We start from the raw sequence: 21144 nt of genomic DNA on the forward strand, positions 1-21144 counted from the left end.
TGCCGCGTGTCTTGTTGCGGGATGGTGGGTTTCAATGTCATGGCGGGCGCGTTTAGCACAATCTTGCGTAGCGTCAAGCCCGTCGCGCTGTCTTGGCCTTGCGGTGATCGGGCCTCCGGTCGGGCACCGTGACCTTTCGTCCGAGCTGCTCGGCCAGCACTTTCGCCGGCACTTCCGCGATGCCGCCGCGCTCCAGATCGCCGAGCTGGAACGGGCCGAAAGCGATGCGGATCAGGCGGTTGACCGTCAGGCCCAGATGCTCGCAGATCTTCTTCACCTCGCGGTTCTTGCCCTCGCGGATGGCGATATTGAGCCAGGCATTGTCGCCCTGCGCCTTGTCGATCGAGGCTTCGATGGGGCCGTAATGGATGCCCTCGATGGTGAGGCCGCCTTTGAGCCTTTCCAGCGCCGCGGGGTCGGGATGGCCATAGGCACGCACCCGGTAACGCCTGACCCAGCCGGTCGCCGGCAGTTCGAGCAACCGCGCCAGCTCGCCGTCATTGGTGAGGAGCAGCAGACCTTCGGTGTTGATATCGAGCCGTCCGATCGAGATGACACGGGGCAATTGCTCGCGCAGCGCGTCGAAGACGGTGCGCCGCCCCTCCGGGTCCTTGTGGCTGGTGACGAGGCCGGCGGGCTTGTGATAGCGCCACAGGCGGCTCTCCTCCTTCTGCGGCAGGGGCCGGCCATCGACCAAAACCTGGTCGGAAGGCCTCACATTGATCGCCGGGCTGTTGAGGACCTTGCCGTTGAGCTTGACGCGGCCTTCCGTAATGAGACGTTCCGCGTCCCGCCTCGAGCACAGGCCGGCCCTGGCGATCGCCTTGGCGATGCGTTCACCTTCAAATGTGCTTTCCTTCGGGCTTTCCTTGACCATCACACCCCTTTCGCGTTCATGTGAGGGAAGCATGAAGCACCCGCCCCCGCCAGAGCCGATGTCGCTGGCCTTTGCCGAAGCCGAATCAGCCGGCCGGCGCGGCGAGGTCCCCATTGGCTGTGTCATTGTCGATCAGTCGGGCAATGTGATGGCAAAGGCCGGAAACCGCACCCTCGAATTGAAGGACCCGACCGCCCATGCCGAGCTTCTCGCCATCCGGGAAGCGGCGGCGCGCCTCGGCAGCGAGCGCCTCGTGGCTTGCGACCTCTATGTCACGCTCGAGCCCTGCGCCATGTGCGCGGCGGCGATTTCCTTCGCTAGGCTCAGGCGCCTCTATTTCGCGCTGGGCGATGAGAAGATGGGGGCTGTCGAGCACGGCCCGCGCTTCTTCAACCAGGCCACCTGCCATCATGCGCCCGAGGTCTATGGCGGCCTGAGCGAGGCGAGGGGTCGCAAGCTCCTGAAGGAATTCTTCCGCGACCGGCGCTGAATCATTTTCTCAAGAAATCCGCCTAAGCGATTCTTTCGATTCGCATTTCCAGTGCCCGCTTGAGCTCGTCCTTGGCCCGTGACGCCTGTTCGATCATCTCGGTGATGCGGAAGAAGTCATTGGCCATGAAGCCTTCGATCGGCGGGTTGATATAGACATCGGGCGGATTCTGCTGCCGGCGCAGCACCGCGATCTGGTGGAACATGATGAGCATCGAGCCGATGGCGAGCTCCATGTTGCTGTGATGGGCGCGCCTGGGCTCGCGCAGGCGCCCCGTTACATCGATGGCGACCACGAGATCGCTGCCGGGGCGGACATGGTCGAAGGGCACCGGATTGGTGATGCCGCCATCGACATAGAGCCGCCCGTCGATAGCGGGGGCGGAGATGAGTCCCGGAATGGCGATCGAGGCGGCGACCGCCCGGCACATCGGCCCCGAGGAAATGACATGCTCGCGCCGCTCGAGGAAATCGGTGGTGACGATCTTGAGCGGGATCTGCGTGTCTTCGACATGGGCCGCCACACCATCCGGGAAGATGAAGCTGGTGAGCTGCTCGCCGTCGATCTGCAGCGAGGTGAAGCTCTTGCGCTTGAGCAGGTCGCCGAGCCGCGCGCCCTTCACGCCGAACAGGTATTTCGCCGCCTGGACGCGGTTGGCGAGGATGTGGCGGGCATGATCGCCGATCTCCCTGGCCGGGACACCCGAGGCATAGGCGGCACCCACCAGGGCGCCGAAGCTGCAGCCGGCAATGACCGAAGGGCGCAGCCCCAATTCGTCGAAGACTTCGAGCATGGGAATATGGGCGAGGCCACGCGCCGCGCCGCCGCCGAGCGCCAGGCCTATTCTAGGCCCGCTCATGCGCCGGCCCTTTCGGCGAAGCGCCAGGCGGTCCGGGCCAGGGGGCGCACCTCGCTTGCCATCCGGGCGGCATTCTGGTTGACGGCGGTGCCGTCACGCACCCGCCCGATGATCCCTTGCAGGATGGCGGCGATGCGGAAGAAATTATAGGCGAGATAGACATTGAGCTCGCTGATGCCGGCACGCCCGGTCCTGGTGCAGTAGTCCTCGATATAGGTCTCGATTGCGGGAATTCCAGGGTCCCGTTCATGGCCGAGAAGCGACCCGACGCCGGCGCCGCGCTCGGACCTCGGCATGAACCACATCATGAGATGATAGGTAAAATCGGCGAGCGGATCGCCGAGTGTCGCCAATTCCCAGTCGAGAACCGCCAGCACCTTGGGCTCGGCCGGATCGATGATGCAATTGTCGAGGCGGAAATCGCCATGGACGATGGCGCTGCCCGATTGCGCCGGGAGCGCCTGCGGCAGCCAGGCGATGAGGCGGTCCATTTCCGGGATCTCCTCGCTGGCCGAGGCGCGATACTGCTCGGACCAGCGCTTGACCTGGCGCGCCACATAGCCTTCGGGCTTCCCGAAATCACCAAGCCCCGCGGCACTTGCGTCGATCTCGTGGAGCCGCGCGATCGTCTCGTTGAGGGATGCGAAAAGCCCTGCGCGATCTTCAGGATTGAGACCCGGCGCCCAGGGTTCCCAGAACACCCGGCCTGCCACATGGGCCATCACATAGAATTCTGTCCCGATGATGCTCTCATCGGCGCAGTAATGGAGCGGGTGCGCCACCGGGAAATCCAGTTTCGCCAGCGCCGCCGTCACCCGGTATTCGCGCTCGATCGCATGCGCCGAGGGCAGGAGCTTGCCTGAGGGCTTGCGCCGCAGCACATAGTTGCCGGAACGGGCGGTGAGGAGATAGGTCGGGTTCGACTGGCCGCCCTTGAACTGCGCCACCGCGAGCGGGCCGCGGAAACCGGCGACATTGAGCTCCAGATAGCGTGTCAGGGTCTCGCGGTCGCGGTCCGAAAGGCCGCTCGCCGCGCGCGTGCCGGAGAAGGCCGATTGGCGGTCGAGCAATTCGGAGGTCATGCTTTCACGTGCCGGGCGAGGAAGGGCAGCAGGTGATCCAGCGTCGCTTGCGGGTTCTCCTCCGGCAGGAAATGCCCGGCGGCGATCTCGGCCGTCTCGATCTTCCTGGCCCAGCGCCGCCAGAGTGCGACGATATCGGGGACCTGGTTCGGTATCCCGGCATCGCCCCACAAGACGAGGACCGGGCAGGCGATCTTGCGGCCCTTGCTCTCGTCGGCCTCATCGTCGGCGAGATCGCAGGTCTGGCTGGCGCGATAGTCGTTGCAGGTGGCATGGATGTGCTCGGGCGTCGCGAAATGCAGGCGATATTCGGCGAGCGCCCGGGGATCGAAGGCGGAGAGATCCCTCGACTTCGTCCAGCGCGCCATCGTGTAGTCGAGGAAGCCGACGGGCGCGGATTCGATCAGCATCTCGGGCAAAGGATGCGGCTGCGCCAGAAACAGCCAGTGATAGGCCATCATGGCGAAGGGCACCGAGAAATTATGCCACATGTCGAAGGTCGTGATGATGTCGAGCAAAGCGGCGCAAGTGACCGCCTTCTTGTGGTCCAGCGCCAGGCGATAGGCGACGCGGGCGCCGCGGTCGTGGCCGATGACCGCGAAACGCTCATGTCCAAGGTCCCGCATGAGCGCCACCATGTCCTGGGCCATCACCCGCTTGGAATAGGGACGGTTGTCGGCGTCGTTGTCGGGGCAGGAGGAGAAACCATAGCCCCGGAGATCGGCGAGGACGCAGGTGAAGTGCTCCATGAGCCGGGGCGCCACCGCGTGCCACATCGCGTGAGTCTGCGGATAGCCATGCAGCAGGAGCAGCGGCGGTCCTTCGCCACCGATGCGGGCGAAGATCTCGACGCCATCCGTGGTGACACGATGCTCGCGCGTATGAGGAAAGAGATCCGGCATGCCTGGCGCTCCGCTTGTCGACCGCAGCCATTGTCGCGCGAATTGCCGACGGGGCTCAAGCCTCTTCGGCGATATAGAAAACCTGCTGCTCGCCGGCGACGTCGCGCAAGGAGTGATAGCCGAGATTGGGGAATTCCGATCCCGCCGCGCGCACGAAGCTTTCCGAGACGACAATATCGCGGTTACGCCTTTTGGCAACTTCGAGCAGCCGGCTCGTATGGTTGATGGCGGGGCCGATGGCGGTGAAGTCGAGCCGCGTCCGGCTGCCGATATTGCCATAGGCGATCTCGCCGACATTGAGGGCGAGGCCGAATCTGAGCAGCGTTCGCCCGGCCTTGGCCCGCTCCTCGTTCAGCTTCGCGATCTTCCTGCGCGTGTCGAGGGCGGCGGCGATGGCCGGCCCGCAGGGGAGCTGCTGCTTGTCGCCGGCCGGGAAGATCGCCAGCACCGCATCGCCGATGAATTTGAGCACCTCGCCGCCATGCGGCTCGATCGCCTCGACCAGCGCGTCGAAGAAATCATTCAGGGTCGAGAGCACATTGTCGATCTGATGCGTGTCGGAATAGCGCGTGAAGCCCCGGAGATCGGCGATCAGGATGGTGGCGGTGATGATCTCGGCCTTGCCGCGGTCGATCGCCCCGTCATAGACCTTGGCGGCGCTGCGCCGGCCGACATAGGTGGTGAGAAGGTCGAAGGTGATCTTCTTGAGCACGCGCCGCTCGGCATAGGGGCTGAACAGCAGCGATGCCCGGGTCAGGTCGGCGATCTCGTCTTCGGAAAAGCCGCCCTGTTTCTGCGTGGCGAAGGAAATATGGGCCGTCCGCTGCTGGTCGATGAAGGGAAACGGCGTGATGAAATAATCGGTGGCGCCCGATTGCCGGAGCTCCTCGAGCAGCGGCATGTCGTCTGCCGGCTTATCGAGCTTGCGGCGATAGGATTTGCGCGTGTCGTCGACGATCTTGGCCGGGCTGTTGGTGTATTCTCCGGTGTCGTAGCCGCGCGGCATGACGAGGGTCTTGACCTCATACGCGACCCAGCGGAATTGCGATCCTTCTATCTCGGGGTTGAGCAATTCGAGCCCGAGCGAGGAACGCCACAGCGGGATCCCGAGATCCACGAGCTTCTCGCACAGCTCGCGATGCAAGTCGGGCAGCGTCTTGTCGCCGACCGCCGTCGCGACCAGCCAATCGACGAATTTGTCGGACAGCGCCAACAGAGCCTCCGTTGCGTCAGGGCTGCACGGCCCGCCAGCCGATGTCGCGGCGACAGAAACCTTCCGGCCAGTCGATGCGATCGACAGACCTGTAGGCACGTTTTTGCGCTTCCCCGACATCTTTGCCAAGGGCCGAGACATTGAGGACGCGACCGCCCGCGGCGACGAGCTTGCCATCCTTCAGTTGAGTGCCGGCCTGGAAGATCTCGACATCATCGCCTTCGCTTGCCTCGGCGATGTTGCGGATCTCGCTGCCCTTCGCATAAGGTCCGGGATAGCCCCTGGCGGCCATCACGACGGTGAGCGCCGCCGCGTCGCGCCAGCGCACCGATACCTTGTCGAGCGTGCCGTCGGCCGCGGCGACGAGCAGCGTCAGGAGATCGTCCTTGAGCCGCATCATCAGCACCTGGCATTCGGGATCGCCGAAGCGGACATTGTATTCGATGAGCCTGGGTCCGGTCTTGCCGATCATCAGTCCGGCGAACAGCACGCCCTGGAAGGGAAGCCCGCGCTTCGCCATGCCGGCAACCGTCGGCCGGATGATCTCGGCCATGATCCGCTCGGCCATCGCGTCGCTGACGATGGGGGCGGGCGAATAGGCGCCCATGCCGCCGGTATTGGGGCCGGTATCGCCGTCGCCGACCCGCTTGTGGTCCTGCGCCGCGCCGAAGGCCACCGCGTTCCTGCCGTCGCACAGGGCAAAGAAGCTCGCTTCCTCGCCGTCGAGGAATTCCTCGATCACGCATTCGGCAGCGCCGAACTGGCCGGCGAAGATATCCTCGATGGCGGCCTGCGCCTCGGCCAGCGTCATCGCCACCGTCACCCCCTTGCCGGCGGCGAGCCCATCCGCCTTGATGACGATGGGCGCACCCTTGGCGGTCGCATAGGCGATGGCCTTGTCGCGTTCGGTGAAGCGGCCATAGGCGCCGGTCGGGATATCGAACTCGGCGCAGAAATCCTTGGTGAAGCCTTTCGAGCCTTCAAGCTGTGCCGCGCCCTTCGACGGGCCGAACACCTTGAAGCCCGAGGCTCTGAGATCATCGCCGATGCCGGCGACGAGCGGCGCTTCCGGCCCGACCACAACGAAGCCGATCTTCTTCTCGCGGCAGAAATTTATCACTGCCCCATGGTCAGTCACATCGAGCGCCACACATGTGGCATGCCGGGCGATGCCGGGATTGCCGGGCGCGCAGTAGAAATCGCCCAGAAGCGGGCTTGCCGAAATAGCCCAGGCGAGCGCGTGTTCGCGCCCGCCGGAGCCTATGAGAAGAACATTGAGTGGCGTCATTGCGGCTTCCTTGTGAGGCTCCTATGGCGAGATTCAGCGTTCGGGAAAAGCCTATTTTTATCGGAACTGCACCGGGAACGAGCCGTTAGCCGACAGGGCGGCATTTCGCAGAATACTGGAGGAACCCATGTTCAAGCGACCCTTGGTCAAGCCTCTGCTCGGCGCGGCGGCGCTCATCGCGTCGACCGCTCTCTTCACAAGTCTTCCCGCCAATGCAGGCCCCGAGTCCTGCGCGGCCTATGCGCGCGACATCGCGGCCAGCGAAGCGCCGCGCCGCGGCATCGTCGACGGTGTCGTCATCGGCACACTCGACACGGTCATCACCGGCGGCGCTGGCGCCGATGAACGCTATCGCGACGCCTATGATGAAGCCTATGCCGACTGCATGGATCGCGACCGCGTCGCCTATGTGCCCCGTGAGCGCGCGGTCGTGCGGCACTATCGCACCACCGAGCGGATCGTCACGGTGCGCCCCGAGGAGGGCAGCGATGAATGGGTGGCCTACTGCTCAGCCAAATACCGCTCATTCGATCCCGACACCGGCACCTATGTCACCTATGAAGGCGACCGCCTGCCTTGCAGGTAAATCTGCCGATTGACAGCGCGCCGTGACATGGCAAGTGTCGGGGCATGATCGACCACGACCCCGAAACCGGCGAGCTGCGTGAGGCCTCGAAGGCCAATGTGACGGAATTCACCGTCTCCGAGATTTCCTTCGCGCTCAAGCGCACGCTCGAGGATTCATTCGGGCATGTGCGGGTGCGGGGTGAAATCTCGGGCTTCCGCGGACCGCACTCGTCGGGCCATTGCTATTTCAGCCTGAAGGACCAGGGCGCGCGCATCGACGCGGTGCTCTGGCGCAGCAGCTACAACCGGCTCCGGGCCAAGCTCCAGGAGGGGCTCGAGGTGATCGCCACCGGCAAGATCACCTCCTATCCCGGCAAGTCGTCCTATCAGATCATCGTCGAGAATCTCGAGCCCGCGGGCGCCGGCGCGCTGATGGCGCTGCTCGAGGAACGCCGCCGCAAGCTCGCCGCCGAAGGCCTGTTCGACCAGGCGCGCAAGAAAGCCCTGCCGTTCCTGCCACACGTCATCGGCGTCGTCACCTCGCCGACGGGTGCTGTCATCCGCGACATCCTGCATCGCCTCAATGACCGCTTTCCGCGCCATGTGATGGTCTGGCCGGTGCGCGTCCAGGGCGAGACCTCGGCCGCCGAAGTGGCGGCGGCGATCAGGGGCTTCAACGCCATGGCCAGGAAGCCCGATCTTCTGATCGTGGCACGCGGCGGCGGCAGCCTCGAGGACCTGTGGAGCTTCAACGAGGAGATCGTGGTGCGCGCGGCGGCGGAAAGCACGATCCCGCTCATCGCGGCGGTGGGGCATGAGACCGACTGGACGCTGATCGACCATGTCGCCGACATGCGGGCGCCGACGCCGACCGCCGCCGCCGAGCGCGCCGTGCCGGTGCGCGCCGATCTCCTGAGCCAGGTCGCTTCGCTCTCGGCCCGCCATGATCGCGGCCTCAAGCGGCTGATGACGGAGCGCCGCACCCGGGTGCGCGCCGCGGCCCGCGCTTTGCCGCGCCCCGACGACATCCTGGCGCTCGCCCGCCAGCGCTTCGACAGCATATCGGGAAGGCTGCGCTCGGGGCTCGTCAAGAACACGCTGCTGCATCGCCGCGATTTGGAGAAAGCCTCGGCGAGCCTGACGCCCACGCCGTTGCGCCGCAATCTGGCCGAGCAGTCGCGCCTCCTTACCCGTCACGGCGCGCAATTGCGCCGCGATATGCGCCGCCTGATCGAGCAGCGCCGCGTGACGCTCGCAGCGAGCGGCAAATTGCTGGCCTCGCTGTCCTACAAATCCGTCCTGCAGCGCGGCTACGCTCTGGTGCGCAATGAGGTGGGCGCCCCCTTGCGCGCCGCTTTCGAGATCAAATCCGGCCAGGACTTGCGCATCGAGTTCCATGACGGCGAGATCGCCGCCCAGGCGGCAGGCCCCGCCACGGCGCCGCCGGCGCGGCCCAAGCCCGCAAAGCCGCGCGAGGGTGGGCAAGGGTCATTGTTTTGAGCGGCATGCCACGCTATCTAGGGCACTGCGCGAAAAGGTGGCTACCGGCTTTTCGCAACAAGCAATGCGGAATAAAGAATCGCCATGAACAGGCATGAACCTTTCCTGCCGCGCGGCCGCGAGGCCAAGCTCCGCTATCTCGATGCCGATTTCCAGGTGCTGAGCGAGGGCGATCACGTCATTTGCGCGGTGACCGGCATGCCGATCAAGATCGAGCACCTGACCTATTGGAGCGTGGCGCGCCAGGAGGCCTATGCCTCGGCCGAGGCGGCATTCCGCCGGCTGCTCGAGACCGGCCTCACATGAGGTGGTCGAGGAACGGCATGTAATTCACCGACGAGCGCAGGATGCGGATCGTTTCCTCGCGGTAGATGGCGGCGATGTTCAAGAGGAGAAAGAGCGCCCTGAGAATGCCGATGCTGGCCGGCCGCAGCGGGCGGTCCTTGGCCAGTTTCACATAGATCCAGAGGAGCAGGAAGCCGCCATTGATGACGGCGAGCAGAACCCACAAAGCCGGGCGGCCTTGCTGAAGGAAAGTCCAGAGTGTATCCCATTGGGATGAAACGAAAATATCCTTCATGTCCGGTCCTCGCCCCAGATCACGATCACTTCAGGTCGGTTCGACCTGAAGCGATAAACGTGATCGGGATCTTATACTTAGCGCGTGATCGGACGGAAAACCGGTGTCCACTTTTCCTGATCACGCGCTAGGCTCGGCGGCGAGTATGGCAAAGAGGGCTTAATGATCCTTTGGCATGACAGGCAAAACTGGCGCCCGTGGCCCAAGCTGTGTATAAGCCGCGGGCTTCCGGCGGTCATGTCCGGAACCAAGTGGAGTTGACGAAATGGCTAAGGCCTGGACACCGAGCTCGTGGCGCAATCTTCCGGTCATGCAGCTGCCCGTCTACGACGATCTCGCGAAGCTCGCGGATGTCGAGAAGCAGCTTGCCGGCTATCCGCCGCTGGTTTTTGCAGGCGAGGCCAGGAAGCTCAAGCGCAAGCTTGCCAAGGTCGCCGAGGGCAAGGGTTTCCTGCTCCAGGGCGGCGACTGCGCCGAAAGCTTCGCCGAGCATTCAGCCGACAATATCCGCGATTTCTTCCGCGTCTTCCTGCAGATGGCGGTGATCCTCACTTTCGCCGGCAGCCAGCCGGTGGTGAAAGTCGGCCGCATCGCCGGCCAGTTCGCCAAGCCGCGCTCGGCGCCGACCGAAACGGTGAACGGCAAGGAGCTGCCGATCTATCGCGGCGACATCGTCAATGATTTCGCCGGCACGCCCGAGGCGCGCCGTCCCGATCCCGAGCGCCAGATCATGGCCTACCGGCAGTCGGCGGCGACGCTCAACCTGCTGCGGGCTTTCGCGCAGGGCGGCTACGCCAATCTCGAGCATGTGCACAAATGGACGCTTGGTTTCCTGAAGGACGGTCCGGCCTGGGAGCGCTATCAGGCGCTGGCTGACCGCATCACCGAGGCCATGGGCTTCATGCGCGCCTGCGGCATCAACCCCGACACCGCGCCGCAACTGCGCTCGACCGAATTCTTCACCAGCCACGAGGCGTTGCTGCTCGGCTACGAGCAGGCGCTGACCCGTGTCGATTCGACCAGCGGCGACTGGTACGCGACCTCCGGCCACATGCTGTGGATCGGCGACCGCACCCGCCAACCCGATCATGCCCATGTCGAGTTCGCCAGGGGCGTCAAGAACCCGATCGGCCTCAAATGCGGCCCCTCGCTCAACCCGGATGAGCTGATCCGGCTGATCGATGTGCTCAACCCGGACAATGAATCGGGCCGGCTGACGCTCATCACCCGTTATGGCGCCGACAAGGTCGACAAGCACCTGCCCGAGCTCATCCGCGCCGTGAAGCGCGAGGGCCGCATCGTGGTGTGGTCCTGCGACCCGATGCATGGCAACACCATCAAATCGCGGTCGGGCTACAAGACCAGGCCCTTCGACCAGGTGCTGGCCGAATTGCGCCGCTTCATGGCGGTCCACCAGGCGGAAGGCACCCATGCCGGCGGCATCCATGTCGAGATGACCGGCAAGGACGTCACCGAATGCACCGGCGGCGTCAGGGCGCTGTCGGATGAGGACCTCAACGACCGCTACCACACCTTCTGCGATCCGCGCCTCAACGCGGCGCAGGCGCTCGAGCTGTCTTTCCTGGTGGCCGAGGAGCTGAAGAAGGAGCAGTCGCTTAGGCCGCGCGCCGATGATGACGAGGCGGCCGAAGCCGCCGAGTAACACCCTTCACCTGTCACGGTCATCTGATTGCCAGGTGACCGTGCCTGTGTGCCGCTGTTGCTTCCGGAGCGAAGGCCGGGTCAGCGGAATTTGAAGATCTTCTCGAACTCATTGGCGTCGCCGAAGAGCAGGCTGGCCCGCTGCGGGAGATCTTCTTTCGAAATCCGTTCGTAGCCCCGGAAGACAGCGAGCACGTTCTGATCCGGCACCATGATATAGACGGTTGTGGGCCATCTCGGGTTTGACTGATCCTGGACGGAGACCATGAGGAATTCGCGCCAGCGGCCGTCAGCCAGGCACATCTGGTCGATCTTTTCCTGATCGCGCGCCCAATCGACTAAACCAAACAGTTTGCGACCCCAAACGGGCATTTGCTCATCTCCAATTGCTGGCGCTGGAACTCGGCCCCAGGCTGGTCCCCTGGTCATCCCCTCGTCTCCGGACACAGAGAACACTCGCTGACCGGGCGGGGACGGCCTGATCTTGCCCCCATTGCAATGAAGTTATAAGATAATTATAAGCTGATGTTAATAGAGAGAATGTCGACTTGGCACCTGCACGACTGTTGGCGCGCGCAAGGCAACCGGATGAGGGGCGTGTGAGAGACCAGGAAGTCATGCTGGAAAATCGGACGGCACGTCTGACGATCCTGATTGATCCCGACAAGAAGAAGGCGTTTGAGGACCTGTGCATGCGGCTTGATACCAATCCCTCGCAGGCGCTGCGCCAGATGATCCGCGAGTTCCTCGCCAAGCATCATGTGAAATGGTCGCCGCAAGGCATGAAGGCTGGAGATGAGTGATCGTTCGCAGCCGCTCTCGCAGGCAATGATTCGCGGATTCGTGGGCCGCTGCCCGCAATGCGGGCGGGGCAAGCTGTTTGCAGGCTATCTGAAGCCGGTCGGGGAATGCGCAGCTTGCGGGGAGGGCCTGGGGCATATTCGCGCAGATGATGGACCCGCATGGGCGACCATCCTTCTCGTCGGGCATATTCTTGCGCCGTTCCTGCTCGGCGTTCTGCCCAACAATCCCTGGCCGGACTGGGTTCTGGCCGCCGTGATCGTGCCGGCCACCCTGACCCTTACCCTTATTCTGCTGCCGCGAATGAAAGGCGTGTTCATCGGGATAATCTGGAGGTCCGGTTGTGTCGGCTCGGAAAAGTGAAAGCCGAGTAGAGCCAGGCCTTTGTCTCTCTATGCAACTTGTACCGAAGCAACCCGGAAGCGTGTTTCGCGCCCGGAGGGGAGCGATCCGGCCCTGACATGAAGAAGCACGGCTGCAGTCCCGAGCAGATCTTGACCGAGCGCAACAAGCGATTGCTGGCATGGATGGCCGACGTAATGAATCTGGAGGCCGCTGAAAGACCTCCGTTCTACGCCGAGATGTCGAAGCTCATCGCAAACATCACAGATGGCGAGCTGGCGGAAATTCTCCATCAGCGACTCGCCCCCCTGAAATTGCTTCACGATGTCGAAGACGCGCGCAAGCTGATCGGACATTTTCACGACATTGCGGCGAGTTGGCTTTCCAAGGACGCATGAGGACAGGACGCTGGAGCAAATTCCCGATCGCAACAGGTCTTCCCTCCCGGATCGGGTCCCTGGGACAAACTATTGAGAGCTACCGCTTGCGGACGAATTCGGCGCGCAGCACCAGGCCTTTGATGCCCTCGTAGCGGCAATCGATCTCCTGCGGGTCCCCCGTCAGGCGGATGGATTTGATGACCGTGCCCCGCCGCAGCGTCTGGCCTGCGCCCTTGACCTTCAGGTCCTTGGTCAGGACGACGCTGTCACCATCGGCAAGCAGGTTGCCGACGGCGTCGCGGACTTCGACGACGGTGTCCGTGGCACGCTTCGCCGCCGCTGCGCTGGCGGTGATCCACTCGCCGGTCTCCTCGTCATAGACATAGTCGTCATCCGTGCCGGTCATCTTCCGTTCTTCCTCTGCTTTGATCGGACGCGTATAGCCGATGATCGACGGTCGGCGGAGGAAAAAAGCGGTCGTCGGAGTTTATGCCGCGGTCGGACCCAGGCTCAGGGTGAGGACACCGCGAGCGCCGCGGGCTTGCGCAGCTCATACGCCATGTGGCCGGCGACCGCGGCGAGCACGATGACGCCGCCCGCCAGCGTAGGAAAGCCCGGCATTTCGCCGAAGGCGAGCCACACCCATAGGGGCGCCAAGGGGATATCGATCGCGGTGAGCAGCGTCGCCTCGGCGGCCGGGACCATGCGCGAGCCGAGTCCGAACAGCAAAAGCCCGAGCGCGCTCTGCGTCACGCCGAACAGCGCCAGCATGGCGAGATCGAAGGTCGAGACATTGAAGGGCTGGCAGAACCAGAAGGCGACGAAGGCGGCGATCCAGGCCGACAGCCCGAGTGCCGGCATGACCGGAATGTCGCGCTTCCAGCGCAGGATGACGGCCATGAGCGCCATGGTGAGGGTCATCAGGAAGGCGATGAACTGGCCGATGAGGCTGCCGCCATAGGCCGCACCGGTGAGTGTGACCACGACGCCGATAAGGGCGAGCGCGCTGGCGGCAAGCACGCTCCACGAGGCGCGCTCCCCGAGGATGAGCCAGGCGACGCCCGCGGTGATGAACGGCACCGTCGCATAGATCACATAGACATCGGCGACCGTCGTCAGCATCAGCGATGAGATGAAGGCGATCATGCCGAGGCCGGAGGTGACGGCGAGAAGCAGGCCGCCGCCGCCAAGCCCCGCATAGGCCTGGAGAACCTTGCCGCGATGGGTCACCGCCACCATGACCAGGAAAGCGAGCCCGCCGAAGACGCCGCGCCAGAACAGCATCGTCCACACATCTTCCGTGATGAGGCGGGTGAAGAAGCCGGCGGTCGACCAGGCGACGGCCGACAGGCCGACCAGGATCCAGCCCAGATAACGCTGATTGTCACCGCCCATTCGTGATCCCCTTGCTCGCCCCGCATTATCATCGACAGGCTTGCCGGCATCTGTCAGCAGCATCACACCGGCGGCGGCAGAGCCCTTCGCGGCCTGATTTCGGTGAGGATATGCCCGAACAAAGCGGCCATCACGACAGCGCCGCCGATCAGCACGGCGCCGGCCGGCACCTCGCCAAGGAACAGCCAGACCCAGAGCGGCGTGAAGGGCACTTCGAGGGCGGCGATCAGCGTCGCCTCGGCGGCCGGGATCTTGCGCGACCAGATGGCATAGAGGACGAGGCCGGTCGCATTCTGCACGATGCCGAAAAGGGCGCAGAGCAGGAGATCCTGCGCCCCGACGGACAAAGGCGCGGCGAACCAGAAGGTGACGAAGGAGCACAGCCAGGCCGAGATCCCCATGGCCGGCAGCATCGGCACGGTCTGATGGCGCCGCATGATGGTGGTCATGCCGGCCATGCCGAGCGTCATCAGCACCGCAAGGCCCTTGCCGAACAGGCTGCCGTCCCAGGAGGCGTCCTTCAGCATGATCGCGACACCGCTGAGCGCGATGGCGCTGGCGATGAGCGTGCGGGCGGTGGGGCGTTCGCCGATGAAGATCCAGGCGAAGGCGGCGGTCATGAAGGGAACCGTCGCATAGATGATGAGCGCCTCGGCCACCGTCGTGTAGCGCAGCGACCCGATGCCGGAAATCATGCTCATGGCGGAGCAGGCGGCGACGGCAAAGACGGGTGCCGACAGGCTCCTGAGCGCGCGCAACCCGCTTTTGCCTTCGATGAGGAGATAGACCAGCATCACGGCCGAGCCGGAGAACAGGCCGCGCAGGAACAGCATGGTCATCAGGTCGGCTGAGATCAGGCGCACGAAGATGCCGGATGTCGACCAGAACAGGGCGGCGAGCGCCACCAGCATGAGGCCGACACCATGGCGCGACGAGGCTGAGGCGTTCATGCGGGCTGTTTCGCCTTGAGGAGATTGAGCATGTTGGCGCCGAGAATGAGCAAGGTGCCGATGACCGAGTAGAGATCGAAGCCCTCGCTATAGACCCAGTAGCCGACCAGCACGGTGAGCGGCACGCGCAGGAAGTCCATCGGCGTGACGATGGTGATGTCGGCAAGCGAGATCGCCTTGGACAGGCAGTAATGCGAGAAGGTGCCGGCAAGGCCGACGACCGCGACCCAGACCCAGTTTTCGGGCGCCGGCCATTTCCAGGTGAGCCAGGCCGGCACCGCGCCGATCACCGTCTGGATGGCGAACATCAGGAAGATGACGGTAAGGGCCGTGTCCTTGCGGGTGATGACCTTGGTAAGCGCGACCGAGACGGCGAAGCCGACGGCCGCCAGCAGCGCCACCACATGGCCAAAGTCGATGAACGACGTGCCGGGCTTCACGATCATCAGTATGCCGATGAATCCGAGGGCGATGGCGGCAAGCTTGAAGCGGGTGAGCTTCTCGCTGAGGAACAGGGCGGCGATGACGGCCCCCCAGATCGGCATGGTGAATTCGATCGACACGACCTGGGCCAGCGGGATGAGGATGAGCGCCGAGAACCAGGCATATTGCGCGCCGTAATGGACGATGTTGCGGATGATGTTGAGGCGCAGATTGGCGAAGCGCTGCCCGACATTGCCTTCATAGAGGATGAGCGGGGTCAGGATGATCATGGCAATCACGCTGCGCAGGATCATGATGACGAAGACCGGGATGTCATGGCCGAGCTCGCGGCCGGCAACGGTCAGCGCCAGGGTATTGAGAAGCCAGCCCGCCATCCAGATGGCGGCCATTCCGGTCGACTGTTGCGGCAAGCCCGATTCTCCCTGATGGGGAGGGACCTTAAGGGGGACGCCAGGGGCGGGCTAGGCCGGAAAGGTCATATCAACCCTGCGGAACGGGCCGGGCTTGACGCAGGCGGGCAGTTCCGCCATTTTGCCGCCCCATGACCACCGCCCGGAAATATGCCGTTCACATGTGCGGCATTATTATTTGCATCTAGCGCACAAACGCTGGCTGGCGGCCGCTTTTCCTCAATTCCAAGTCGAAGCGATCCTCCGGGCCGGCAAGCCTGGAGCGTTTCCCGCCAAAGTCTCCCGACATTGGCAATAAGGAAACGCTCAAGAATAAAGGAAACGAGCCTTTTATCCCGATCGGATTGCTCCAATCCGATCGGGAAGGCTCTTAGGAACCCTATGACGTTAAGACTTTATAACACCCTGACCCGTTCCAAGGACGTCTTCACGCCCATCGACCCCAAGGCGGTGCGCCTCTATGTCTGCGGCCCGACGGTCTATGACTATGCCCATATCGGCAATGCCCGCCCGGTCATCGTGTTCGATGTCCTCTACCGCCTGCTGCGCCATCTCTACGGGCCTGGGCACGTCACCTATGTGCGCAACATCACCGACATAGACGACAAGATCAATGCGCGGGCGAAAGAGGAGGGCGTCCCGATCGGCGACCTGACCAGCCGCACGACGAAGCAGTTCCACGCGGACATCGCGGCGCTGAATGTGCTTGAGCCGACGCATGAGCCGCGCGCCACCGAGACCATCCCCGAGATCATCACACTCATCAAGAAGCTGATCGCCAACGGCCATGCCTATGAAGCTGAGGGCCATGTGCTGTTCGACGTGCCCTCGATGAAGGACTATGGCCGCCTGTCGCGCCGCCCGCTCGACGACATGATCGCCGGCGCCCGCGTCGATGTGGCGCCCTATAAGAGGGGCGAGATGGATTTCGTCCTGTGGAAGCCCTCAGGCCCCGATCTGCCGGGCTGGGACAGCCCGTGGGGCAGAGGCAGGCCCGGCTGGCACATCGAATGCTCGGCCATGTCGTGGAAGCATCTGGGCGAGCGCTTCGATATCCATGGCGGCGGCATCGATCTCATCTTCCCGCATCATGAGAATGAGGTGGCGCAGACGCGCTGCGCCTTCGGCTCGCAGGTCATGGCCAATGTGTGGATGCATAATGGCTTCCTGCAGATCGACGGGCAGAAGATGTCGAAGAGCCTCGGCAACTTCCTGACCATCAACGAGGTCCTCAAGGACTGGCCGGGCGAGGTGCTGCGCTTCAACATGCTGCGCACCCATTACCGCCAGCCGATCGACTGGACGGTGAAGGGGCTGGAGGAAAGCCGGCGCATCCTCGACGGCTTCTACAATTCGGCCACCGCGCGCCTCACCGAGGAGGCTCGCTTCGCCGAGCCGGTGCTCGAGGCCTTGTGCGATGACCTCAACACGCCGCGCGCCATTGCCGAGCTTCACGCGCTCGACCGGCCGAATTTCCAGATGCAGCTCGGCGCCACCCTCAATGCGCTGGGCTTCACCGGCAAGCATGTCGAGGACAAGGCGGCCAGGATCGACGAGCACAAGGTCAATGCCCTGATCCAGGCGCGCCTTGCTGCGCGCGCCGCCAAGAACTGGGCGGAAAGCGATCGGCTGCGGGCCGAGATCGACGCCCTGGGCGTCGTCCTCATGGACAACAAGGACGGGACGACGAGCTGGGAGGTGAAGCGATGACGCGCGAACGCCTCTATCTGTTCGACACCACCTTGCGCGACGGCCAGCAGACGCCGGGAGTCGACTTCTCGCTCGAGGACAAGCTGGTCGTCATGGGGCTGCTGGACCAGCTCGGCCTCGACTATATCGAGGGCGGCTATCCCGGCGCCAACCCGACCGATACGGCGCTGTTCGCCGAGGAGCGGAAGAGCCGCGCCACCTTCACGGCCTTCGGCATGGTGCGGCGGCCGGGGCGTTCGGCCTCCAATGATCCGGGTCTCCAGGATCTGCTGCGCGCCAAGGCGAAAGCCATTTGCTTTGTCGCCAAGGCGTGGGATTACCATGTCCGCGTTGCGCTTCAGACGACGAATGAGGAGAGTCTTCTAACCATCAGGGAATCCATAGAAAATGCCAAGGCGCTCGGCCGCGAAGTGCTGCTCGATTGCGAGCATTTCTTCGATGGCTACAAGGCCAATCCGGACTATGCGCTGAAAGTGGCGAAGACCGCCTACGAGGCGGGTGCCCGCTGGGTGGTGCTGTGCGACACCAATGGCGGGACGCTGCCGCAGGAAGTCTCCGAGATCGTCCGCGCGGTGGCGAAGACGGTGCCCGGCAGCCATCTCGGCATCCATGCCCATAACGACACCGAGCAGGCGGTTGCCAATTCACTCGCCGCCGTGCTGGCGGGCGCGCGCCAGATCCAGGGCTCGCTCAACGGCATCGGCGAGCGCTGCGGCAATGCCAATCTGGTCTCGATCATCCCGACGCTGGTGCTCAAGAAGGAATTCGCCGAGCGCTTCGAGACTGGCGTGACGGAGGAGAAGCTCGCGAGCCTCACCCATGTGTCGCGGGCCTTCGACGAGCTCCTGAACCGCAGCCCCAACGGGCAGGCGCCCTATGTCGGCCGCAGCGCCTTCGCGACAAAGGCCGGCATCCATGCCTCGGCCATCGTGAAGGAGCCCGAGACCTACGAGCATGTGCCGCCGGAGACTGTCGGCAACCGCCGCCGCATGCTGGTCTCGGACCAGGCCGGCAAGTCCAATCTCCTGGCCGAGTTGGCGCGCATCGGGCTTAACGTCGAGAAATCCGATCCGCGCCTCGACGCGCTGCTGCGCGAGGTGAAGGAGCGTGAAGCGCAGGGCTATGCCTATGACGGCGCGGACGCCTCCTTCGAATTGCTGGCCCGCCGCATGCTGGGCTCGGTGCCGCATTATTTCGATGTGCTCTCCTTCCGGGTCATCGTCGAGCATCGCCACAATGCGCTGGGCGAGCTCGTCACCGTGTCGGAGGCCGTTGTCAAGGTGAAGGTCGATGACGAGGTGTTCATCAATGCCGGCGAGGGCAACGGCCCGGTGAACGCGCTCGACGTCGCCTTGCGCAAGGATCTCGGCAAGTTCCAGCGCTTCATCGACGATCTCGAGCTCGCCGACTTCAAGGTGCGTATCCTCAACAGCGGCACGGGAGCGACGACCCGGGTTCTGATCGAAAGCCGCGACGGCAAGGGCAATCGCTGGTTCACCGTCGGCGTATCGCCCAATATCGTCGATGCCTCCTTCCAGGCCCTGTCGGATTCGATCGTCTTCAAGCTCCTGCGCGAAGAGGTCTCCCGGGCGGCGTAGGCATGCAGACCTCGCTTGCGCCTCGGGCATGCGACCCATGCCGTGTCCCGGGTGGTGCGAGGCGCAAGGGAGCGCTAAACCCGCGGGCCTGATGTCCGCCATCGATCCTCCGGTTTCCGCCGTCCACCTGTCCGAGGCCAAGAAAGGCCTCGTTTATGGCGTTGCCGCCCATCTCGTCTGGGGCGTGATGGCCTATTATTTCAAGCTCATCCAGGATGTGTCGCCGCTCGAGGTCGCCGTCCATCGGGGCCTGTGGTCGCTTGCCGTCGCCGTTGTCGTGATCTGGGTTCTCGGCCAGTTCGACGATGTGCGCAAGGCGCTGGCCAGCCCGCGCATCTTCCTCACCCTGCTGTTTACGAGCCTGCTGATCGTCTTCAACTGGGGCTTCTATGTCTGGTCGATCCAGAACGGCCGCACCATCGAGGCGAGCCTCGGCTACTACATCAACCCGCTGCTCAATGTGGTGGCGGGCGCCGTTTTCCTCGGCGAGCGCTTCACCCGCATGCAGCTGGTGGCGCTCGCCGTCGCGGTCGTCGCCGTCCTCATCCAGACCATTGCGGCGGGCGTCGTGCCGTGGCTCGGCCTGATGCTGGGCTCGACCTTCTGTCTCTATGGCCTCATCCGCAAGACGGTGAATGTCGGCGCCACGCAGGGCTTCTTCATCGAGGTCCTGATCATCTTCCTGCCGGCGCTCGCCATCGCCGCCTGGATGGGCGGCACCGGTGAGGCGGCCTTCCTGACCACGCCCTTCTACACCCTGATGCTGATAGGCTGCGGCATTCTCACGGCCGCAGCACTCCTGTTCTTTGCCGCCGCGATCAAGCGCATCCGCTATTCGACCGCCGGCCTCATGCAATATATCTCGCCCTCGCTCGTCTTCCTGACCGCCGTCTTCATCTTCGGCGAGCCGATGAATGCCTGGCGCTGGCTGTCCTTCGCGCTGCTCTGGGTGGCGCTCGCCATCTATTCATATGCCGCCATAAAGGAAGGGCGGCGAATGCAGGAAGCCCAGGAGCCAGCCCAGGCCTGACCAGCAGGACCGCGAGGATTGCAGCGCCTTGCGCAAGGAGGCGAAGCGCTTGCGATATTGCGCCGGTGTTACGCCGATGCGGCGCCGGAACAGGCGGCTGAAGAAGCTCGTATCCTCGTAGCCCAGTTCCTGAGCCACAGCTTCGATTGAAAGCGCCGTCGTCTCGAGGATCTGCTTGGCCTCTTCGAGTCTCAGCGATTGCACATAGTCCATGGGCGACTGGCCGGTCGTCTGGAAGAAGCGCCGGTTGAAGGATCGTTCGGCAAGTCCGCTCATCTCGACCATCAGGGCGACGGGTGAGCTCCGCTTGTAGTTGTCGGCCAGCCACTCCTGGCATTTGGCGATCTGCGCATCGGACGACTTTCTGGTCGAGACCATCGCGGCATAGGGAAGCCCGCCTGAATCATGCCAGTCGAGCAGATAGACCTTGGCGACCTGCACGGCCTCCTCGACACCGATGAAACGGGCTATCAAAAATAAAGCGAGGTCCTGGAAGCTGGTGCCGCCGCCGCTCATGATGATGCGCTGCTCCTCGCCGCTTGTCACCAGCGTGCGGCCGCACTGCACGCGCACCTTGGGATACATTTCGGCGAGCGCCTCGCAATAGCCCCAATGCGTTGTCGCCTGATGGCCGTCGAGGAGGCCGGCTTCCGCGAGGAGCAGGGTGCCCGAGCAGGCCGCGGCGATGACGGTACCGGCGCGATAGTGCTGCCTGAGCCACTCCAACTCGGGGCCAAAGCGCCCGGCGCAGCTTTCACGCGGCGCGATGAAGAAATCTGAGACGCAGATGAGGTCAGGCGACGGGCAATCGCGGAGCGCGTGATGCGGCGTGATCGTAACGCCATTGAAAGCCGCGATCGGGGCGTTCTCGCGCGCCACGATATACGGTTTCGCAGCGCCTTGCCTGATCCGTCCCTCGGTCAGGAAAGTCCAATCCCGTCCGGCGGATGCGAAAAGGTCGAACATGCCGTGCAAGGTCGAGCCGCTCACCTCTGGTAGGGCCAGAATAGCGACGTTCAGGGGGCGTTTTTCGGCTGTCATGGCTGGATCGACCGGTTTCTTGC

General features: G+C 64.0%; 24 protein-coding genes. 11 read left to right on the forward strand and 13 right to left on the reverse strand.

Annotation, left to right across the window (positions count from 1 at the left end; all coding sequences use genetic code 11):
- Positions 1-73: 73 nt before the first annotated feature.
- Positions 74-877, reverse strand: a complete 804-nt coding sequence (locus DT068_RS06195; protein ID WP_438816415.1) for a pseudouridine synthase — start codon at positions 875-877, stop codon at positions 74-76.
- A 31-nt stretch (positions 878-908) separates the two neighbouring features.
- On the opposite strand from DT068_RS06195, the gene DT068_RS06200 reads away from it, so the two are divergent.
- Complete coding sequence (locus tag DT068_RS06200; protein WP_119388938.1) at positions 909-1367, forward strand: nucleoside deaminase; 459 nt, start codon at positions 909-911, stop codon at positions 1365-1367.
- 22 nt (positions 1368-1389) lie between these two features.
- On the opposite strand, the gene DT068_RS06205 is transcribed toward DT068_RS06200, so the two are convergent.
- The 5 genes from DT068_RS06205 to purD are packed head-to-tail and all read right to left on the reverse strand — an operon-like array spanning position 1390 to position 6711.
- Positions 1390-2226 (reverse strand): patatin-like phospholipase family protein, encoded by an 837-nt coding sequence (locus DT068_RS06205; protein ID WP_119388939.1) that lies wholly within the window; start codon positions 2224-2226, stop codon positions 1390-1392.
- Positions 2223-3308, reverse strand: coding sequence for a phosphotransferase family protein (locus DT068_RS06210; RefSeq protein WP_119388940.1), 1086 nt, complete (start codon positions 3306-3308; stop codon positions 2223-2225). Before DT068_RS06210 ends, DT068_RS06205 begins: the two co-directional genes overlap by 4 nt.
- Positions 3305-4210 (reverse strand): alpha/beta fold hydrolase, encoded by a 906-nt coding sequence (locus DT068_RS06215; RefSeq protein WP_119388941.1) that lies wholly within the window; start codon positions 4208-4210, stop codon positions 3305-3307. The genes DT068_RS06210 and DT068_RS06215 overlap by 4 nt, the downstream gene beginning before the upstream one ends.
- A 55-nt stretch (positions 4211-4265) precedes the next feature.
- Entirely contained in the window at positions 4266-5423 is a 1158-nt protein-coding gene (locus tag DT068_RS06220) for an adenylate/guanylate cyclase domain-containing protein (protein ID WP_162914031.1), read from the reverse strand.
- 16 nt (positions 5424-5439) lie between these two features.
- Positions 5440-6711, reverse strand: a complete 1272-nt coding sequence (purD, locus tag DT068_RS06225) for a phosphoribosylamine--glycine ligase (RefSeq protein WP_119388943.1) — start codon at positions 6709-6711, stop codon at positions 5440-5442.
- Between the two features lie 127 nt (positions 6712-6838).
- Between purD and DT068_RS06230 the strand changes: the two genes are divergently transcribed.
- The 3 genes from DT068_RS06230 to DT068_RS06240 all read left to right on the forward strand — a co-directional run bounded on the left by DT068_RS06230 (position 6839) and on the right by DT068_RS06240 (position 9084).
- The gene (locus DT068_RS06230) at positions 6839-7297 is read left to right on the forward strand and encodes a BA14K family protein (protein WP_119388944.1); all 459 of its coding nucleotides are present in this window, start codon (positions 6839-6841) and stop codon (positions 7295-7297) included.
- 44 nt (positions 7298-7341) lie between these two features.
- Entirely contained in the window at positions 7342-8778 is a 1437-nt protein-coding gene (xseA, locus tag DT068_RS06235) for an exodeoxyribonuclease VII large subunit (protein WP_119388945.1), read from the forward strand.
- A gap of 84 nt (positions 8779-8862) precedes the next feature.
- Positions 8863-9084 (forward strand): DUF2093 domain-containing protein, encoded by a 222-nt coding sequence (locus DT068_RS06240; protein ID WP_119388946.1) that lies wholly within the window; start codon positions 8863-8865, stop codon positions 9082-9084.
- Here the strand turns inward: DT068_RS06240 and DT068_RS06245 are convergent.
- Entirely contained in the window at positions 9077-9358 is a 282-nt protein-coding gene (locus DT068_RS06245) for a hypothetical protein (RefSeq protein ID WP_119388947.1), read from the reverse strand. The two genes, DT068_RS06240 and DT068_RS06245, sit on opposite strands and share 8 nt — an antisense overlap.
- 265 nt (positions 9359-9623) lie before the next feature.
- Between DT068_RS06245 and DT068_RS06250 the strand changes: the two genes are divergently transcribed.
- A complete protein-coding gene (locus DT068_RS06250) occupies positions 9624-11021 on the forward strand; it encodes a class II 3-deoxy-7-phosphoheptulonate synthase (RefSeq protein WP_119388948.1) in 1398 nt (465 codons plus the stop codon).
- 80 nt (positions 11022-11101) lie between these two features.
- Here the strand turns inward: DT068_RS06250 and DT068_RS27920 are convergent, their stop codons facing one another.
- Positions 11102-11449, reverse strand: a complete 348-nt coding sequence (locus DT068_RS27920) for a hypothetical protein (protein WP_162914032.1) — start codon at positions 11447-11449, stop codon at positions 11102-11104.
- A gap of 170 nt (positions 11450-11619) precedes the next feature.
- On the opposite strand from DT068_RS27920, the gene DT068_RS06260 reads away from it, so the two are divergent.
- The 3 genes from DT068_RS06260 to DT068_RS06270 all read left to right on the forward strand — a co-directional run bounded on the left by DT068_RS06260 (position 11620) and on the right by DT068_RS06270 (position 12561).
- A complete protein-coding gene (locus tag DT068_RS06260; RefSeq protein ID WP_368904476.1) occupies positions 11620-11823 on the forward strand; it encodes a ribbon-helix-helix protein in 204 nt (67 codons plus the stop codon).
- The gene (locus DT068_RS06265) at positions 11816-12184 is read left to right on the forward strand and encodes a DUF983 domain-containing protein (protein ID WP_119388950.1); all 369 of its coding nucleotides are present in this window, start codon (positions 11816-11818) and stop codon (positions 12182-12184) included. Before DT068_RS06260 ends, DT068_RS06265 begins: the two co-directional genes overlap by 8 nt.
- A 98-nt stretch (positions 12185-12282) precedes the next feature.
- Positions 12283-12561 carry a hypothetical protein gene (locus DT068_RS06270; RefSeq protein ID WP_119388951.1) on the forward strand — a complete coding sequence of 93 codons (279 nt, stop codon included), beginning with the start codon at positions 12283-12285 and terminating at the stop codon, positions 12559-12561.
- Positions 12562-12640: 79 nt separating this feature from the next.
- On the opposite strand, the gene DT068_RS06275 is transcribed toward DT068_RS06270, so the two are convergent.
- The 4 genes from DT068_RS06275 to DT068_RS06290 all read right to left on the reverse strand — a co-directional run bounded on the left by DT068_RS06275 (position 12641) and on the right by DT068_RS06290 (position 15721).
- Positions 12641-12949 (reverse strand): alkylphosphonate utilization protein, encoded by a 309-nt coding sequence (locus DT068_RS06275; RefSeq protein WP_119388952.1) that lies wholly within the window; start codon positions 12947-12949, stop codon positions 12641-12643.
- 104 nt (positions 12950-13053) lie between these two features.
- Entirely contained in the window at positions 13054-13938 is an 885-nt protein-coding gene (locus DT068_RS06280) for a DMT family transporter (protein ID WP_162914033.1), read from the reverse strand.
- A gap of 62 nt (positions 13939-14000) precedes the next feature.
- A complete protein-coding gene (locus DT068_RS06285; RefSeq protein ID WP_119388954.1) occupies positions 14001-14888 on the reverse strand; it encodes a DMT family transporter in 888 nt (295 codons plus the stop codon).
- Positions 14885-15721 (reverse strand): DMT family transporter, encoded by an 837-nt coding sequence (locus tag DT068_RS06290; RefSeq protein ID WP_119388955.1) that lies wholly within the window; start codon positions 15719-15721, stop codon positions 14885-14887. Before DT068_RS06290 ends, DT068_RS06285 begins: the two co-directional genes overlap by 4 nt.
- Positions 15722-16123: 402 nt before the next feature.
- Between DT068_RS06290 and cysS the strand changes: the two genes are divergently transcribed.
- From cysS to rarD, 3 genes are all read left to right on the forward strand, one after another.
- Positions 16124-17452, forward strand: coding sequence for a cysteine--tRNA ligase (gene cysS, locus DT068_RS06295; RefSeq protein WP_119388956.1), 1329 nt, complete (start codon positions 16124-16126; stop codon positions 17450-17452).
- On the forward strand, positions 17449-19050 hold the full coding sequence (cimA, locus tag DT068_RS06300) for a citramalate synthase (RefSeq protein WP_119388957.1): 1602 nt from the start codon (positions 17449-17451) through the stop codon (positions 19048-19050). Before cysS ends, cimA begins: the two co-directional genes overlap by 4 nt.
- A 91-nt stretch (positions 19051-19141) precedes the next feature.
- Positions 19142-20080: an EamA family transporter RarD gene (gene rarD, locus DT068_RS06305; protein WP_162914034.1), complete on the forward strand. Its 939-nt coding sequence runs from the start codon at positions 19142-19144 to the stop codon at positions 20078-20080.
- On the opposite strand, the gene DT068_RS06310 is transcribed toward rarD, so the two are convergent.
- A complete protein-coding gene (locus DT068_RS06310; protein WP_119388959.1) occupies positions 20018-21121 on the reverse strand; it encodes a GlxA family transcriptional regulator in 1104 nt (367 codons plus the stop codon). The two genes, rarD and DT068_RS06310, sit on opposite strands and share 63 nt — an antisense overlap.
- Positions 21122-21144: the final 23 nt, after the last annotated feature.

This window comes from Taklimakanibacter lacteus, from assembly GCA_003576695.1.
GTDB lineage: Bacteria > Pseudomonadota > Alphaproteobacteria > Rhizobiales > Aestuariivirgaceae > Taklimakanibacter > Taklimakanibacter lacteus.

Excerpts from the sequence above, each read along its gene's own strand:
- DT068_RS06275 (WP_119388952.1), bottom strand. The coding sequence starts at position 12,949 with ATGACCGGCACGGATGACGACTATGTCTATGACGAGGAGACCGGCGAG.
- DT068_RS06240 (WP_119388946.1), top strand. The coding sequence starts at position 8,863 with ATGAACAGGCATGAACCTTTCCTGCCGCGCGGCCGCGAGGCCAAGCTC.
- cysS (WP_119388956.1), top strand. The coding sequence starts at position 16,124 with ATGACGTTAAGACTTTATAACACCCTGACCCGTTCCAAGGACGTCTTC.
- xseA (WP_119388945.1), top strand. The coding sequence starts at position 7,342 with ATGATCGACCACGACCCCGAAACCGGCGAGCTGCGTGAGGCCTCGAAG.
- DT068_RS06265 (WP_119388950.1), top strand. The coding sequence starts at position 11,816 with ATGAGTGATCGTTCGCAGCCGCTCTCGCAGGCAATGATTCGCGGATTC.
- DT068_RS06250 (WP_119388948.1), top strand. The coding sequence starts at position 9,624 with ATGGCTAAGGCCTGGACACCGAGCTCGTGGCGCAATCTTCCGGTCATG.
- DT068_RS06245 (WP_119388947.1), bottom strand. The coding sequence starts at position 9,358 with ATGAAGGATATTTTCGTTTCATCCCAATGGGATACACTCTGGACTTTC.
- DT068_RS06230 (WP_119388944.1), top strand. The coding sequence starts at position 6,839 with ATGTTCAAGCGACCCTTGGTCAAGCCTCTGCTCGGCGCGGCGGCGCTC.
- DT068_RS06205 (WP_119388939.1), bottom strand. The coding sequence starts at position 2,226 with ATGAGCGGGCCTAGAATAGGCCTGGCGCTCGGCGGCGGCGCGGCGCGT.
- DT068_RS06270 (WP_119388951.1), top strand. The coding sequence starts at position 12,283 with ATGAAGAAGCACGGCTGCAGTCCCGAGCAGATCTTGACCGAGCGCAAC.
- DT068_RS06210 (WP_119388940.1), bottom strand. The coding sequence starts at position 3,308 with ATGACCTCCGAATTGCTCGACCGCCAATCGGCCTTCTCCGGCACGCGC.
- DT068_RS06280 (WP_162914033.1), bottom strand. The coding sequence starts at position 13,938 with ATGGGCGGTGACAATCAGCGTTATCTGGGCTGGATCCTGGTCGGCCTG.
- DT068_RS06200 (WP_119388938.1), top strand. The coding sequence starts at position 909 with ATGAAGCACCCGCCCCCGCCAGAGCCGATGTCGCTGGCCTTTGCCGAA.
- purD (WP_119388943.1), bottom strand. The coding sequence starts at position 6,711 with ATGACGCCACTCAATGTTCTTCTCATAGGCTCCGGCGGGCGCGAACAC.
- DT068_RS06285 (WP_119388954.1), bottom strand. The coding sequence starts at position 14,888 with ATGAACGCCTCAGCCTCGTCGCGCCATGGTGTCGGCCTCATGCTGGTG.
- DT068_RS27920 (WP_162914032.1), bottom strand. The coding sequence starts at position 11,449 with ATGACCAGGGGACCAGCCTGGGGCCGAGTTCCAGCGCCAGCAATTGGA.
- DT068_RS06215 (WP_119388941.1), bottom strand. The coding sequence starts at position 4,210 with ATGCCGGATCTCTTTCCTCATACGCGCGAGCATCGTGTCACCACGGAT.
- DT068_RS06290 (WP_119388955.1), bottom strand. The coding sequence starts at position 15,721 with ATGGCCGCCATCTGGATGGCGGGCTGGCTTCTCAATACCCTGGCGCTG.
- DT068_RS06195 (WP_438816415.1), bottom strand. The coding sequence starts at position 877 with ATGGTCAAGGAAAGCCCGAAGGAAAGCACATTTGAAGGTGAACGCATC.
- cimA (WP_119388957.1), top strand. The coding sequence starts at position 17,449 with ATGACGCGCGAACGCCTCTATCTGTTCGACACCACCTTGCGCGACGGC.
- rarD (WP_162914034.1), top strand. The coding sequence starts at position 19,142 with ATGTCCGCCATCGATCCTCCGGTTTCCGCCGTCCACCTGTCCGAGGCC.
- DT068_RS06310 (WP_119388959.1), bottom strand. The coding sequence starts at position 21,121 with ATGACAGCCGAAAAACGCCCCCTGAACGTCGCTATTCTGGCCCTACCA.